The sequence below is a fragment of the Arthrobacter sp. AIWTK1 genome (assembly GCF_056680535.1).
Window position 1 is genome coordinate 2,816,703 of the sequence record NZ_CM155287.1, and the last position, 15,363, is coordinate 2,832,065.

A 15,363-nucleotide genomic window follows, 5' to 3' on the forward strand; every position below is an offset into this window, starting at 1 on the left:
GCCCTGCGACCTTCTCTAGCGGCTGACGGCGGCGTCGCCCTGGCGGCGCGCCTTGCCGTGTCGGAGGACGACGGCGGCAACCGCCCCCAGCAGGAACAGCGCCGCTGCGGCGCAGACCGGCACAAGGAACGCTGCGGAATACCCGTGGTGCTGCGCCAGCTGGCCGGCGACCGAGGACCCCAGGGCCGTACCGGCGACGATGCCGCTGGCCAGGGCAGTCATGACGGTTCCCAGCCGCCCGGCGGGAGCCACCTGCCCGCCGATGGCGAACACGGTGACCATCAGCGGGCCCACCGGCAGTCCCAGCACGAGCAGAACGAGCACCATGGAGAGCGCCGATTCCGGCAGCAACAAGAGCACCGCAAGGCCGGCCATCAGCACGGCGCTGAGCATCCAGCGTGCCAGAAACGTGAATCGCTGGGGCCAGTAGGCGACGCTGAGGGCCGCAGCGGCGGAGCTCAGTCCCATGACGGCGTAAAGCAGTCCGGCAATTTCAGCCGTGGCAAAGCTCGCCGAGAATGAGCTCAGGCCCGTCTGGGTGGCACCGAAGAAGGTTCCCATGCACAGCATGGCCAGGAAGGGCAGTGCAACGGATGCCACGCCGCGGACGCGGGCGCCTGTCCTGGAACCTGCGGCGAAGTCCGCGTGGGCGGTGCCCGGGATGGCGTCACGCGGGTCCGCGGATTGAGCGCCCGGGGCGCCCCGGCGCCTGCGCTCGCTCAGCGGTACGGCGAGGTGGGTGCGGTGAACGGCGAACGCGGGAACCAGCGTGAGCGTCAGGATTGCCGCGACGGCAAGCGGCAGCCACGGGGCGACCAGGCTTGCCAGGATGCCCACGAGTGCGGGGCCGAGGACGAAGGTCACTTCATCCGCGGTGCTTTCGTAGGACAGGGCTGCGTCCAGGTCCTGCGCGTTTCCGTCCTTGCTGCCCCGGGCGGTCAGGGCCATCCAGCGGACGCGGGCGAGCGGGCCGACCTGCGGGCAGCTGGCTCCGGCGACGAACGCCGCTGCGAGGACGGGCAACGCCGCCGAAAAATCCTGGGCGGCGGGAACGAGATACGCCGCGAGGATCAGGGCCACCACCGCGGCAGTGTTGAGTACTGCGGCGAACAGCAGCACGGGGCGCTGCCCAAGGCGGTCCGCCCATGCCCCAAGGACCGGCGCTCCCAGTGCTGAACCGATGCCCACGGCCCCGGCTGCTGCTCCGCCGACGGCGTAGGAGCCGGTGACGGCCGTAACCAGGGTGAGGGCGCCGACAGTCAGCATGGCCAGGGGAAGCCGGGCGAAGAGGCCAAGCGGGATAAAGCCCTTGCCCGCCAGCAGCGGCAGGCGGGCGTAGCGGCCTCCCCTGCCTGCAGGCGGGCCGGAGCAATCCTGCCCGGCCCGGCGTGCGGGGTGCGCGGTGTCCGTCACTCCCGCTACGGAAGATACTTCTGTTACGGAAGAGGACGGTGTGGCGGACGAAGTTGCGGCGGTTGCCTGCGAAGAGGGTGAAGGGGTCATGATTCCGGGTTCGCTCAAAGGTGCGCATCGTCCCTCCTCCCGATGCGCGCGACCCGGTAACTCTTCAAGTGTAGCCGAGGCCCCGGTTCGCAGGGCTGGGGCGCAGGGCGGGGCGAAGGGTGGGGCACAGGGCGGAGTGTGCCGGGCAGGGACCCGTTCGGGGCGCCCCTGCGCGTCCCTCGCAAATCAGGCGACGGCGTCGTCCGAGATATGGAGGGTGGACCCGTTACGGCCCTTGACCACCTGGAGCTGGGTGCTGATGCGTTGCTTCATCTCCGGTACGTGGCTCACCAGGCCCACCACGCGGCCGCCGTCCCGGAGACCTTCGAGGGCATCCATCACCTGTTCCAGCGCCTGCTCGTCGAGGCTGCCGAAGCCCTCGTCCACGAAGAGTGTCTCGATGTCGACGCCGCCGGACTCCTGCTGCACGACGTCCGCGAGGCCCAGCGCCAGGGCCAGCGAAGCCATGAACGACTCACCGCCGGACAGCGTGGCGGTGTCCCTGCGGTACCCGGTCCACTGGTCAACGACTTCCAGGCCTAGACCGGATTTGGCGCCCCTGGCGGCCTTGGCGTCCGTATGCTGCAGGGTGTACCGTCCGTCGCTCATGCCGACCAGCCGCTCCGAGGCGGCGAGGGCCACCTGCTCAAGCCTGGCCGCGAGCACGTAGCTGTTCAGGCTCATGCGGTAGGTGTTGTCACCGGCGCCGCGGGCGGCTTCGGCCACCGCGGTGAGCAGTGCGGCGCGTTTGCGGGGACCTTGGCCTGACGCCGCGAGCCGGGCATAGTCCCCTGCGATCCGGCGAAGGGTCAGGACGGACTTGTCCGCGAGCCCCGCGGCCACCACCGCCTGCCTGGCGGTGCGTTCAGCGGCGGCATCCTCCGTTCGGAGCTGTTCCAGCACCCCGGCCTCCACCGGGCCGTCCTCCTCAAGCTCGCGCGCGGCGAGGGTCAGTTCCTCGCTGGCGAAAAGTTCCCCGACACGGGCTTCTTCGTCCTGGCCGGACCGGATAGCGGCTTCGAACATGGCTTCGTCCGGGGCCGGGAGCAGGACGGACCTGGCTGCCGCGGCCGATTCGAACCCGGACCCCGGAAGGGCCTGGTCCAGCTGCTGTCGGGCATCCCTGGTCCGCAGCCCCGCCTGTTCGAGGGCGGTCCGCGCAGCATCTGTTCTTTCCAGGAGCGCCGTGGATTCGATGAGGGAGCTCAGCCGGTCCCCGAGGGTCGGGTAGCCCGCACGCAGTTTGCCCAGCGCGCCTTCCAAGTCATCCGCCTGGTCAACGACTTCCCCGAGGGTGGATTCCGTCTTTGCCACGCCGGAATCGGCGGCTGCCTGCGCTGATTCGGCAGCTGAGATGAGTTCCTCCAGGTCCGCCTGGCGCTCACGGCTGGCAGCGAGCTCCGCGGCCGCGCCGGCTGCCTCGTCCGCGCGTCCCTTCGCCAGGGCAGCATCCGCACGGGCTTCTTCCGGCGGGAGGTCGCCGCCCTGGGCCGCCAGTACGGCGACCTGCTGCCGGGATTCGGCCAGTTCCTTGTCCAGGGCTGCCAGCACCGCTTCCGCAGCTTCGCAGGCTTCCTGGGCCGCACGTTCTGCTTCAGCAACAGCCAACGCAGCAGTGGCCGCCGGCGCCGGAGAAGGATGGTCAGGGCTGCCGCAGACCGGGCAGGGCTCGTCATGGCGAAGCTGGGAGGCAAGCTCCGCGGCAGCGTTGGCGAGCCGCTCTTCCCGCAGGTCCAGCCACCGCTGGCGGTGGTTCTGGTGGTCATCCCGGGCAACGCTGTGCCTGTCGGCAACGCCGGAACTGACCCGGACGGCTGCGGCGTAACGGCCGACGACGGAGACGAGTTCCTCCGCGGCTGCGGCCTCTTTGATCCGCAGCTGGGCTTCGGAAGCGAGTTCCTCGAGGGGCTTCATGCCCGCGAGAAGCCCGGCATACTCTGCGCGCAGGGCATCAAGGGCGGCAGCACCCGCACGCCTACCCTCACGCAACTGCTCAAGGTTCTTCCGGAGCTCAGCGCTGCGTGCCACCATCGCCGACAGCCTGGCCTCGTCCGGCAGGCGTTCCTCGAGCACGGCGCGGAGGGAGCGCAGCCGGCTGAGCTCGCTCCGCACGATCGCAGCGTCGAAGAACTGTTCGCCTGCGATGCCGCTGCCCGTGTGGCCGTTGGCGGACAGGGCAGCGAGCTCGGAATCAACAAGGACTGCAGCGTGCAATTCGTTGGCCGCCGTCGCCATGGCCCGGGCTGCCCGCTCCTCGGCGTCCACGGCCCTGTCCACGGCCTGCAATTGGCCGCCGAGCACCTCGGCCTTGCGGTGCAGGCCAAGCTTCCGGGCCTTCTCCCGGAGTTCAGGCGCAGCGGCGTCCGCAGCCGCTCTCCGGCGTTCCGCTGCCGCGAGCTTTGCCTGCCGGTCAGCACGCGCCGCAGCGGACTCGAGGCGGTGTGCGGCCTCGGCGCGAGCTGCTGCCGCCTGGTCCGCTTCGGACTGCAGTGCGCCGGCCTTGGCCGCGGCGGCGTCCTGCAGCCAATCCAGAAGGAGATCGGGGTCCTCGGGCCGTGGCTGGGCGTCCGGCAGTTCCTGGTCCGGCGTCACTTCGGACCCGGCCTGCGCCAGCAGGAGGTCCAACTGGTTGTTGAGGCTGGCCACCTGCGTCCGGGCATCCGCGGCCCGCCGGGCGAGTTCCTGTTCAACGGCTTCAAAGCGCTGGGTGCCGAAGAGGCTTTGGAGCAGTTCCAGCCGGTCGGCGGGCTTCGAGCGGAGGAAGGCAGCGAAGTCTCCCTGCGGCAGCATCACTACCCGGGTGAACTGCTCCCGGTCCATGCCCAGCACTGAGCTGATTTCCGCCCCGGCTTCATCGTTCCGGCCGGATTTTTCGATCCACTGCCCGTCAACGCGCTCCCGCAGCAGGGTGTTGGCCTTCTGCTCGGTAAATCCGTTCCTGCCCCTGGCGCTGGGCCGGTTCCACGCGGGCATCCTGGAGACTTCAAAGTGCCGCCCCTTGGCGGAGAACTCACAGGTGACGCGGGGTTCGGCGGAGGCGTCGGCGTGGTCGCTCCGGAGTCGTTTGCCCTCCTGGCGTGCCCCCGGCACGGAGCCGTACAGGGCGAAGCAGATGGCGTCCAGCACGCTGGTCTTCCCGGCGCCGGTTGCCCCGTTCAGCAGGAAGAGTCCATGCGCGCTGAGCCGGTCAAAGTCGATGTGCTCTGTGCCGGCAAAGGGGCCGAACGCGGAAATCTCGAGCCGGTGGATCCTCATTGTGACACCTCTTCCAGGCGTACGGCTTCAAGGGCATCCGCCAGGACAGCCGCTTCGGCGCCATCGGTGCTGCGGCCGCGGACGTGCTCCAGGAAGCCGCAGCAGATGGACAGATCATCGTCCGCCGCAGCGAGCCTGGTGCTGTACGTCGTGGTGGCGTCTGCCGTGGCGCCCTCGGGCTGGAAACCGAGCACCAGGGTGTCCGGAAAGCGGGCGCGCAGTTTGTCCATCGCCTGGGCGGGGCGCTGGGAGTCAGTCAGGGTGATCTGGCAATAAGCCGTCTCGGCCCACGCATGCTCCCCGGCCGAGAGGAGGTGGTCCAGCGTGCCGCGCAGCACGGCGAGCGCCCGAGGCGCCTCCCACTGCACTTCGCGGACAGCCGTAATGCCGGTGGCGTCCGCTTCGATCAGCCAGCCGCCCTTCCGGTGCTTTGCCTCGGAGAACGAGTAAGCAAGGGGTGATCCCGAGTAGCGCACGGTCGGTGACAGCGACTGCCTGCCGTGCAGGTGGCCCAGCGCGGTGTAGCCGAAGCCGTCGAAGAGGTCCAGCGGAACGGCACCGACTCCGCCAATGCTCAGGTCCCGTTCGCTGTCCGAGCTGATCCCGCCGCTGGCGAATGTATGGGCCAGCACCACTGAATGAACCGCCCCGGCCTTGGCCCGCGCGGTCACATCGGCCCGGATCTTTTCCGTGGCAGCACGCGTCACTTCGAAGTGGCTGGCGGGCTCAACGCCCAATTGCTCGGCAACCAGCCTGGGCTCGAGCCACGGAATGCCGTAGATGGCCAGCACCGGACCGTCCGCTGCGGCGTCCAGCGGGAACAGCACCGGCACGTCCAGTTCGGTGAGCCGCGTACGCAGGTGCACTCCCCCGCGTTCCAGCAGCTTTGAGGCAAACCCGAGGCGGATGGCTGAATCGTGGTTTCCGCTGGTGAGAACCACCTGCGCTCCCGCGTCCGTCAGCCGCACCAGGGCGTCGTCCAGCAGGCGGACCACGTCAACGCCGGGCAGGGCGCGATCGTAGACATCACCGGCGATCAGGACTACGTCCACGTTCTCCTCGCCGACGAATTCGACCAGCTGGTCGATGAAGCCCTGCTGGGCGTCCAGCATGCCGACGCCATGGAACGACCTGCCCAGGTGCCAGTCGGAAGTGTGCAATAACCGCATGTTCTTAAGCTATCCGCGGGTACCGACAGTTTTGCGGTACAGACACGGCATGGCCGCGCAACTACTGTCCGCGCTTGCCGTCAAAGAAGTCGCGGGCGTCATCATCAGCCGGGTTGCCGGCAGTCCCCGCGACGGAGCCGCGGCCTGCATGACCTTCGAGATTGTTGTCGATGTCCTCGTCGTCGGACTCGTGCGCAGCGTCGTCGAGATCAGCGTCGTCGGCTGCGCCGTGTCCGCCTGCCGGAACAGCAGCCGGGGTTTCGGCGAACCCGCGGAACACGAGTCCTGCGATGGCGGCGCCCACCAGCGGCGCCACCCAGAAGAGCCACAGCTGTTCCAGGGACCAGGAGTTGCTGAAGATGGCCGACGCAGTGGCACGCGCCGGGTTGAACGGCGTGTTGCCCACGGCCTGGCCCAGCTGCAGCAGGACGGCAAGCGTGAGTCCCACGGCGAAGGGCGCGGCAGCTTTGCTGGTGTTGCGTGCAGCAGTGGTGCCCAGGAAGACAGCCACCAGGATTGCTGCGCCAAGTACCTCGACGAGCAGGACTCCTGCCAGGGGCGCCTGGATGATGGAATGCTCGCCAAAGCCGGCCGTTACGGTGTCAAAGGCTGCACGGGTGTCTTCGATTTTGGGGACCGTCCGCAGGATCCCGAACAGTGCCAAAGTACCGGCGACAGCCCCGACAAGCTGCGCTCCGAGGTACGCGGCAGCCTCCGGCAGCCTGATGCGGCCGGCAATGGCGTTGCCCAGGGTCACCGCCGGGTTGAAGTGGCCGCCGGAGATGTAGGCGAATGCGAGCATGGCGGCGGTGACGGCAAGGCCGGCGGCCAGTGAGGCGGACAACGGGTTGGACTGGGGAATCGTGAACAGCGGCACTCCCAGCCCGGCGATCACCAGGAACAGGGTTCCAAAGGCCTCCGCTGACAAACGTGCCACAAGCCCGGGTTTGAAAGCCTCCGGAGCGGCGTGCAAGTCGGGACTTGGGGTCGGGCGTGCAGGCACGGGGGAGGTCATGTTTTGGAAATCCTTTGCTTCGTTGCCCGCCCGGTGATTCCGGCGGGCGTGCGGACGGCGGTGCGCCCGGCAATGTACTGTCCGACGTATTCTGCCAACTGAGTCTGGACGCTTGCTGGATTCGAGCTTAGCCCGCGGCACGCCGTCGCAGCGACCGGGGGCCGGCGCCCGGCGGCTCCACAGCCCTGCGCGGGGTAAATTTACAGTCATGAGCACTGAACCTTCCCGCCCGCCGGCACCGACGCCCCAGTCCCGGATCCATGGCTGCCTGCTGGGCGGCGCTTTGGGCGATTCCCTCGGCTACGCCGTGGAATTCGATGATATTTCCACCATCCGGAGCCGCTTCGGCCCCGCGGGACTTCAGGATTTTTCAGCGCTCGACGCCGGCAGCCACTTTTCGGACGACACCCAAATGACGCTGTACACAGTCGACGGCCTCGTGGAGGCGCTGGAGTGGGCCAACGCCGGCACGGCCGCCGATGCCAACGCGTGTGTGTGGCTGGCCTACCTGCGCTGGCTGGCGACGCAAGGGGTGCCGGTCCCCGCGTCGGCTCCGGTTCCGCAACCGCGGTGGATTGACGGCCAGGCGGCCCTGAAGCACCGGCGTGCGCCGGGAAATGCCTGCCTCAGCGGCCTGGCCACAGGTGAAATGGGAACCGTGTACCGTCCGGTCAATCCCGAGTCGAAGGGCTGCGGAACGGTAATGCGCTCTGCGCCGTTCGGCCTCATTCCGCATATTCCTGCCGATGCGGTGTACAAGCTGAGCACTGACGCGGCTTCATTGACCCACGGCCACCGTTCAGCGCGGCAGAGCGCAGGAACATTCAGCCTCCTGATCCACGCGCTTGTGAGTGGCCAAAGTCTCCCCGAAGCGGCCGAATATGCCTTCGCCCATGCCCGCGGCCGGGACGACGCCGAGCCGGCGCTCATCGACCGGTTGGAGCGGGCCTTTCAGCTCGCGGGCGTCTCCGGACCGGCGGCGGGTGCCCGCCTCGGTCCCGAAGAACTGGTCCGTGAACTCGGGGAGGGCTGGGTGGCAGAGGAGGCCCTCGCCGTCGCGCTTTACGCGGTGCTGGCCACAGCACCGGCACGGGATATGGCTGGCGACGCCGCACCGGAAACCGCCGGCATCGACCCGCAGTCGCACTTCCGCGAAGCCATTGTGCTGGCCGTGAACCACAGCGGGGACAGCGACTCCACCGCTTCCATTGCCGGAAACATCCTGGGAGCGCTTTACGGCGAGGAAGGCCTTCCGGCGGAGTGGCTGGAGTTCCTGGAAGCACCGGAGGTTATCCGGGGCATGGCCGGTCAACTGGTCAAGGTTACGATCGCCTGAGGGTGATGTTGTTGCACGCCTCCGCAGACGTCCTCCGGAATGAGTCCGCGGCGCTGAAGGAAGCCGAAGATCGCGCAGCCCAGGCAGAACCCTGCGAACGCCTCCAGCGAGGCTGCGAGGACCAGGACCGTGAGGAGCGTCCAGGCGTCGGGTGCGAGCCCTGCCGCGAGCAGCAGCGCCGCAGCAGTCGACATGGCCGCACCGATGCCCTGCGCGAAGCGCTTGGGCGGCCCGGGGACAAGCTTCGCCCGGCCCAGGCGCGGCGCCAGAACCTTGACGGAGAGCTGGGCCAACGGTGAAATCCGGGGGCCGAACAGCACGCGCAGCCAGAAGCCGCCGGCGATTACTGCCACTCCCCAGTCCCAGCCCGTCAAGAGCGTGACGGCGGCCAGCATCACGACCAGGCCCGCCGTGATCCTGGCGGCATACTCGTTGACGGGGTTGGGGAATTCGAACACCTTGCCCCAGTCCACCCCGGCGCGCCGGTTTTCCGCCGCAGTGGCAGCGCCGGTGGCGGGAGCGGCATCAGCCGCGGTGACAGTGGTGGAATCGGTGACCAGCAGTTTGCCCATGCTGCAAGGCTAGGAGGCCGCCGGCAGCACCGGAAGGATTGTTGCGCCGTGTGACCGTCCTGCCCACCCGGGGGCGGCCGGGGAACCGGCGTCCGCCGGGGAACCGATGCTAGATCAGGGCCGCGGCTGCGGGCACCTGCCCGCCCACCATCTGCAGGAACTCCCCTTCGGACAGCACCTCGATGCGCTGGCCGCGCTCGTGGAGATCCAGGACCCGCCGGGCCTTGCCCGTCAGGCGGCCGGAGCGGAGGTCCGAAGCCACGAAGCCGTCGCCGACCACCAGCACCGTGGTCCGGCCGGTCACCCGGCTCTCGGGCTGGGCGCCGAACTCCGCGGACAGGACCTTGGCTTCGGGCCGGGGCATGGCCAGCTCCCCCGTGAAAACCACAGTCTGCCCGAACAGCGGATGCCCGGGTTCGGCGTCGGGACTGGGAGCGGGGTTGGCCCCTTCCTCGGGCCAGCCCGGCTTGAACGGCCTCGCCGCAGCGGTTCCGGTGCCGCCGACCGCGCCCAAGGCCGTCAGGGTCGCCTTCGACAGGCCGTCGCGCGCGGGATCAAACGCCGGCTGGTGCGGCAGCGAGAGGCCCAGGGACATGTAGAGTTCGGCGATGCTGCCGGCGCCGTTCCGCTGCGCTATGTCGATCAGGATTCCGGCGCACGCCCTGGCATCCTCAGCCGCGTCGTGATGGTTGACCAGCGGGACACCGGCTTCCTCGGCAGCGTAGGGCAGCGAATTGGAGACCAAGGAGTAGCACCGGCGCGACAGCATCACCGTACACACATAGTCGTAGGCGGGACCCGGCAGCCCGGACACTTCCAGCCCGGACCGGATCACGCCCAGGTCGAAGGCGGCGTTGTGCGCGGCCAGGACGTCACCGCCAACGAATGCGCCGATCTCGGGGAAGAGCTCACCGAAGCGCGGCAGGCCTGCCACGTCCTCGGGCCGGATGCCGTGGACCCGCACGTTGTGGTAGTCGAACCGGTCGTGGTTTTCGGGCGGGCGCATCAGCCAGGAGGCTTCCTCCACCACTACGCCGCCGCGGACCTTGCTCAGGCCAACGGCGCACGGCGAACCGCGGAAGCCGTTGGCTGTCTCGAAGTCGATCGCCGTAAAGTCCAAACCCACGGCTCAACTTTACCGCCGGCCGGCCCGAGCCCCGGCACCGTGGGCCCGCCTGTCGCGGGTGTCGGTGGTCACGCAACGGCCGTGCGGGACGGGCCCGGTACCGGCGGTCCAGTAACCTTGAGTGGTGAACCTACATGCGATGAGTGACTTTGCCGTGTCCACCCTGGGTGGTGCGGGACCGGTGCAGCCGCACCTGGCCTCGTTCCTTCCCGACTGGCTCAACCCCCAGATCTTCCTGGCCGACCCGGCACTTGCACCCTGGGTTGTGCTGCTGGTCTGCGGCATCATATTCGCGGAGACGGGTCTGCTGATCGGCTTCTTCCTCCCCGGCGACTCCATGCTGTTCACGGCAGGGCTCCTCGTCGCCACGGACACCATCAAGTTCAACATCTGGCTGTTCTCCGCCCTGATCATCGTTGCGGCAATCATCGGCAACCAGACCGGCTACCTCATCGGCTCCAAAGCCGGCCCGGCCATCTTCAACAAGCCGGACTCCAAGCTGTTCAAGCGTGAAAACGTCGAAAGCGCACACGCCTTCTTCGAAAAGCACGGCGGCAAGGCGCTGATCCTGGCCCGCTTCGTTCCCATCATCCGCACCTTCGTTCCGGTCATCGTCGGCGTCGCGCAGATGAGCAAGCGCAAGTTCTTCCTCTTTAACGTCATCGGTGCCGTGCTCTGGGGCGGCGGCGTCACGCTGCTCGGCTACCTGCTGGGCGACCGGGTGCCGTGGGTCCGCGACAACCTGGACATCATCTTCATCGTGATCGTGCTGCTCTCCGTCATTCCCATCGGCATTGAGGTACTCCGTGGCCTCTCCGCCAAGCGCCAGGCCGCTCACTTCGGCACGGACGCCGTGGACGAGTTCATCGAGGAGCACGAACCGGAAGAAGAACGCAAGACGAACATGTAGCTCCGGCTGACGAACCCGGCCCTGCATATGGCTGAAGGCGCCCCCGTGCGGGGGCGCCTTCAGTTTTGTCCGGGCAGCTAGGCCTGGTTCCGCAGGCTATGTTCCGCCAGCGCCTCCACGATGGACGGCAACAGCGCCCTGAACGCCTGGCCCCGGTGGCTGATGGCGTTCTTTTCCTCCGGGCTCAACTCTGCGCAGCTGCGGTCAAGGCCGCTCGGCTGGAGCACCGGGTCATAGCCAAAGCCTCCCTCGCCCCGCGGCTCGCGCAGCAGCGATCCTTCGAGCTGGCCGTACTCCACCACTTCACGGCCGCCGTCCGTTGCGTGGCCCGGCACGGCGAGCGCCGCGGCGCAGACGAAGGCAGCGCCGCGGTACTCATCCGGAACATCGGCCAGTTGCGCCAGCAGAAGCTGCAGGTTGGCGGCGTCGTCGCCGTGCCGGCCGCTCCACCGTGCCGAAAAGATTCCCGGTGCGCCGCCAAGGACATCAACCGAGAGGCCCGAATCGTCGGCAATCGCCACCAGGCCGGTAGCCTCCGCCACTGCCCGGGCCTTCAGCAGTGAGTTCTCTGCAAACGTCACGCCCGTTTCTGCGACATCCGGCGCGCCGACGGCGCCGGCGTCCACCACCTGGGTGTCGACGTCGAGCCCTGGCACCTGTCCGCGCAGCAGCTCCCGCAGTTCCCGGAGCTTGCCCTTGTTGTGCGTTGCCAGGACCAGCACGGGAGCCGAAGCATCGGGGCCGGGAACGCCGTCCCGGCCGGTGGTGTCGTCCGTGACGAACCCGTCGGGCTGTGTCACGGGGCTTCCGCCAGGGTCTCGCGCTGGATGGCCGCGAGCTGCTCGGTGCCCAGCAGGGCCAGGTCCAGCAGCTGGTTCAGCTCGTCGCGGTCGAAGGGGGCGCCTTCGGCTGTGCCCTGCACCTCCACGAACTTGCCGGATCCGGTGACCACAACGTTCATGTCGGTCTCGGCGCGGACGTCCTCGACGTACGGCAGGTCCAGCATGGGAACACCGTCGATGATGCCTACGGACACGGCAGCGATCGTGTCGATCAGGGGCTGCGCGTTCTTGGAGATGATCTTGTTTTCACCGGCGAAGCGGATGGCTTCCGCCAGTGCCACGTAGGCTCCGGTGATGGCCGCGGTGCGGGTGCCACCGTCGGCCTGCAGGACATCGCAGTCCAGCACGATCGTGTTCTCGCCAAGGGCCTTGGTGTCGATGATGGAACGGAGCGAACGGCCGATCAGCCGGGAGATCTCGTGCGTGCGGCCGCCGATCTTGCCCTTCACGGACTCACGCGCGGAACGGGTGTTGGTGGCGCGGGGCAGCATGGCGTATTCGGCCGTGACCCAGCCGCGGCCCTCCCCCTTGAGCCAGCGCGGCACGCCTTCGGTCAGGGAAGCCGTGCACAGCACCCGGGTGTTGCCGAATTCGATCAGGGCCGAACCTTCGGCCTGCTTGGACCAGCCGCGGGTGATGCTGATCGGGCGGAGCTGATCAGGGGTACGGCCGTCGGCTCGAATGACGGGGGTGGCAATTGCTTCAGAAGTCATGCCTTTAGCTTATCGACCCGCCCCGGCCTGCCCGGACCACACCAGACCGGACCGTGCGGCCGGCACCTCAGATGGTGTAGTGCACGCCCGCGACGGCCACGGCAACGTGCTGGCCGAAGACCTTCTTGGCTTCCGCCATGACGGTTGTCTGCGAAGTCCATACCGGAATGTGGGTCAGCAGCAACCGGCGGGCACCGGCGGCCACAGCGGCCTCGCCGGCGCGCTTGCCGGTCAGGTGGACGTCCTTGATGTCGTCGTCGCGGCCTTCCTCGAAGGCTGCCTCGCACAGGAACAGGTCGGCGTCCTTGGCGGCTTCCTCGAGCCCTGAGCACGAGTCAGTGTCGCCCGAGTACGTGAGGACGCGGGTGACGGGGACGCCGTCCGCGGACGGTTCGGTGACTTCCACGCGGAGGGCATAGGCCTCCTCCACGGGGTGGTTCACTGCGAACGGCGTCACGGTGTACGGCCCGACGGTGACGGACTGCCGTTCCGTCCAGTTGGTGAAGTCGAATTCCTCATGCATGCCCGGGTCCAGTTCCAAACCGTAGGCCGTGGCCATCCGGTCAGCCGTGGCGGCAGGTCCCCAGACCGGTATCCGGTCACGGCCCCAGCCGCCCGGCTTCCAGCGCACAGCCACGTGCAGCCCGCACAGGTCCATGCAGTGGTCCGGATGGAGGTGGGTGAGGAAGATCGCGTCGATGTCCTCCAGATCCGTGTACCGCTGGATGGCGCCCAGCGCCCCGCTGCCAAGGTCCATGACGATCTTCCAGGTCCGCTCGCCGTCGTGGGCAGTCAGCAGGTAGCACGACGCCGGGGAGCCCGGTCCGGGGAATGACCCGGTGCAGCCAACAATGGTCAATTTCACCGGCGGGACCCCCCGGCCGCGGATCCGCCGACGAAGTTGGAAATCCGTGGCCGGGAAGCGCCGGCCTGCGCGGCCGCGATCATTTCCGGCGTAATTTTCGCCAGGCTGCCCGTGGGGTACTGCGCGGCGACGTGATCCACGTGCCGCACGCTGAGCACCTCGGGCCCCAGGAAACGCCTGGCCAGGGTTTCGAACTGGCCTGCTTCACCGGTGGCAATGAAGTGGTGCTCGGGCGGTGCTTCGAGGGTCCGCTGCAGGTCGTGCGAGACGAGCGCCCGGTACACGTCCTTGGCGGTTTCCTCGGCGCTGGATACGAGGGTGACGTCCTCGCCCATGACATAGGAGATCACGCCGGTAAGGAGCGGATAGTGCGTGCAGCCAAGCACGACGGTGTCCACGCCTGCGGCGCGCAGCGGCTCCAGGTACTCCCGGGCCACGGCCAGGAGTTCCGGCCCGGTCGTGATGCCGGCTTCTACGTAGCTGACGAACGCCGGGCAGGCCACGGAGGTGATGTGCAGGTCGGGCGCGGCGGCGAAGGTGTCCTCGTACGCGCGGGACCCTATGGTGGCGGAGGTGCCGATGACGCCCACCCGGCCGCTCCGGGTGGCGGCCACCGCCCGCCGCACGGCAGGCTGGATGACCTCGATGACGGGGATCCCGTAGCGGGCCGTGTACCGTTCACGCGCGTCCCGCAGCACGGCGGCGGAGGCCGAGTTGCAGGCGATCGTCAGGAGCTTGACGCCGGAGTCCACCAGCTCGTCCATGACGCCGAGGGCGTTGGCGCGGACCTCGGCGATGGGCAGGGGGCCATAGGGGCCGTTGGCCGTATCCCCCACGTACAGGATCGATTCGTTGGGCAGCTGGTCGATGATGGACCGCGCCACGGTCAGTCCTCCGACGCCGGAGTCGAAGATGCCGATGGGCCGCGAGCCCATGGGGCTGTCGTCCGGGCTGCTCGCTGGGGAATCCGCCACAGCTGCCGCTGCCGGATCCATACTCGATGCTGAAGTCATGATTATTCGAGGATAGGGCTTCCCTGATGGTGCGGCCATTACATTGTGTCGCCCGACTCATGTCGGATGGGTCACACTTGGCCGGCCAGCCGGCCGCACCGGGCCGGTACGGTCAGCCGCGGGGCTCCATGGACTGCAGCATGGCCTGCACCAGCGATTCCTGCAGCCAGGTGGTGAAGTTGTACACCAGTGCCAGGTAGCTTTCCACGTCTTCGGCCTGGGACCAGTCCTGCATGGTGTGGACATGTTCGGCATCAGCATCGTCCCGGATGTCGAGCCGCTCGGCGAGGACAAGCCGGACGTCGTTGAGCGCCTGGGACCAGTGCCTGGCATCGGCGGGAGAGAGAACCAGCTCGTTGGTATCCAGTCCCAGGGCGGCTGCCCGCAGGGCGCCGATCTTGTTTTCCCGCAGTGAGCGTTCGGTGAGCTGCCGGAACTCCAGGGAGGCGGCGTCGTCGTTCTTTGTCACGTTGGGCAGGAGCCTGCGCAGGGCGCGGTCCGACGGTTCCCGGACATTCATGTCCAGCCCGATCAGTGCGGTCAGCGGATCTTCGCTGGCGCTTTCGGCCGGCTGGAGCATGGAGATGACGTCGTCGATCAGGCTGCGCAGCAGTTCCCGTTCCGCCGGTTCCAGGTAACCGGTAATGCCTTTGATCCCGTATTTGAATGCCTTAGCCACGTTTGCCTTTGCCCTTGCCGGATCCGCCGTCTTTTCCGCCGCCGGCGGCTTTTTCCACCGTGGCCCACAGGCCGAAGCCGTGCATGGCGACGGCGTGCTGCTCCACCTGCTCCTTGCTGCCGTGCGCCACGATGGAGCGTCCCTTCTTGTGGACTTCCATCATGAGCTTGTTGGCTTTGGGTTCCGAATAGCCGAAGTAGCTCTGGAAGACGTAGCTCACGTAGCTCATCAGGTTGACGGGATCGTTCCAGATCACCAGGTTCCAGGGAATGTCCGGAGCCGTGAGGGCGTCGGTGGACGTCACAGTTCCGGTCTGGGTGCTCTCCCGGGTGTCAGGGCCGAGCGCAACGCTTAGGGTCATCTGT

Annotated in this window: 14 protein-coding genes; 2 read left to right on the top strand and 12 right to left on the bottom strand. The window is 68.1% G+C overall.

The annotated features are described in order from the left end of the window. Positions 1-15 precede the first annotated feature (15 nt). The 4 genes from AC1MDG_RS12980 to AC1MDG_RS12995 all read right to left on the bottom strand — a co-directional run bounded on the left by AC1MDG_RS12980 (position 16) and on the right by AC1MDG_RS12995 (position 6,942). Entirely contained in the window at positions 16-1,503 is a 1,488-nt protein-coding gene (locus AC1MDG_RS12980) for an MFS transporter (RefSeq protein ID WP_479804292.1), read from the bottom strand. Between the two features lie 186 nt (positions 1,504-1,689). Continuing rightward, entirely contained in the window at positions 1,690-4,758 is a 3,069-nt protein-coding gene (locus AC1MDG_RS12985) for an AAA family ATPase (RefSeq protein ID WP_479804294.1), read from the bottom strand. Next, positions 4,755-5,927: an exonuclease SbcCD subunit D gene (locus tag AC1MDG_RS12990; protein WP_479804296.1), complete on the bottom strand. Its 1,173-nt coding sequence runs from the start codon at positions 5,925-5,927 to the stop codon at positions 4,755-4,757. Before AC1MDG_RS12990 ends, AC1MDG_RS12985 begins: the two co-directional genes overlap by 4 nt. A 61-nt stretch (positions 5,928-5,988) precedes the next feature. Beyond that, positions 5,989-6,942 carry an MIP/aquaporin family protein gene (locus tag AC1MDG_RS12995; protein ID WP_479804298.1) on the bottom strand — a complete coding sequence of 318 codons (954 nt, stop codon included), beginning with the start codon at positions 6,940-6,942 and terminating at the stop codon, positions 5,989-5,991. Positions 6,943-7,150: 208 nt separating this feature from the next. Between AC1MDG_RS12995 and AC1MDG_RS13000 the strand changes: the two genes are divergently transcribed. Continuing rightward, entirely contained in the window at positions 7,151-8,278 is a 1,128-nt protein-coding gene (locus AC1MDG_RS13000; protein ID WP_479804299.1) for an ADP-ribosylglycohydrolase family protein, read from the top strand. On the opposite strand, the gene AC1MDG_RS13005 is transcribed toward AC1MDG_RS13000, so the two are convergent. Together AC1MDG_RS13005 and AC1MDG_RS13010 are read right to left on the bottom strand one after the other, a co-directional pair. Then, a complete protein-coding gene (locus tag AC1MDG_RS13005) occupies positions 8,251-8,850 on the bottom strand; it encodes a DUF4395 domain-containing protein (protein ID WP_479804301.1) in 600 nt (199 codons plus the stop codon). The two genes, AC1MDG_RS13000 and AC1MDG_RS13005, sit on opposite strands and share 28 nt — an antisense overlap. 109 nt (positions 8,851-8,959) lie before the next feature. Continuing rightward, positions 8,960-9,976, bottom strand: coding sequence for an exonuclease domain-containing protein (locus AC1MDG_RS13010; RefSeq protein WP_479804303.1), 1,017 nt, complete (start codon positions 9,974-9,976; stop codon positions 8,960-8,962). A 139-nt stretch (positions 9,977-10,115) separates the two neighbouring features. On the opposite strand from AC1MDG_RS13010, the gene AC1MDG_RS13015 reads away from it, so the two are divergent. Next, on the top strand, positions 10,116-10,886 hold the full coding sequence (locus tag AC1MDG_RS13015; protein ID WP_043482537.1) for a VTT domain-containing protein: 771 nt from the start codon (positions 10,116-10,118) through the stop codon (positions 10,884-10,886). 77 nt (positions 10,887-10,963) lie between these two features. On the opposite strand, the gene rdgB is transcribed toward AC1MDG_RS13015, so the two are convergent. The 6 genes from rdgB to clpS all read right to left on the bottom strand — a co-directional run bounded on the left by rdgB (position 10,964) and on the right by clpS (position 15,359). Further along, a complete protein-coding gene (gene rdgB / locus AC1MDG_RS13020) occupies positions 10,964-11,608 on the bottom strand; it encodes an RdgB/HAM1 family non-canonical purine NTP pyrophosphatase (RefSeq protein WP_479809098.1) in 645 nt (214 codons plus the stop codon). A 74-nt stretch (positions 11,609-11,682) separates the two neighbouring features. Continuing rightward, on the bottom strand, positions 11,683-12,441 hold the full coding sequence (gene rph / locus AC1MDG_RS13025; protein WP_479804305.1) for a ribonuclease PH: 759 nt from the start codon (positions 12,439-12,441) through the stop codon (positions 11,683-11,685). Between the two features lie 67 nt (positions 12,442-12,508). Continuing rightward, on the bottom strand, positions 12,509-13,306 hold the full coding sequence (locus tag AC1MDG_RS13030; RefSeq protein WP_043482538.1) for an MBL fold metallo-hydrolase: 798 nt from the start codon (positions 13,304-13,306) through the stop codon (positions 12,509-12,511). Beyond that, complete coding sequence (gene murI, locus AC1MDG_RS13035) at positions 13,303-14,319, bottom strand: glutamate racemase (RefSeq protein ID WP_235347387.1); 1,017 nt, start codon at positions 14,317-14,319, stop codon at positions 13,303-13,305. The genes AC1MDG_RS13030 and murI overlap by 4 nt, the downstream gene beginning before the upstream one ends. Before the next feature lie 112 nt (positions 14,320-14,431). Next, the gene (locus tag AC1MDG_RS13040) at positions 14,432-14,998 is read right to left on the bottom strand and encodes a DUF2017 domain-containing protein (protein WP_043482540.1); all 567 of its coding nucleotides are present in this window, start codon (positions 14,996-14,998) and stop codon (positions 14,432-14,434) included. Further along, positions 14,991-15,359: an ATP-dependent Clp protease adapter ClpS gene (gene clpS, locus AC1MDG_RS13045; protein ID WP_011692426.1), complete on the bottom strand. Its 369-nt coding sequence runs from the start codon at positions 15,357-15,359 to the stop codon at positions 14,991-14,993. Before clpS ends, AC1MDG_RS13040 begins: the two co-directional genes overlap by 8 nt. Positions 15,360-15,363: the final 4 nt, after the last annotated feature.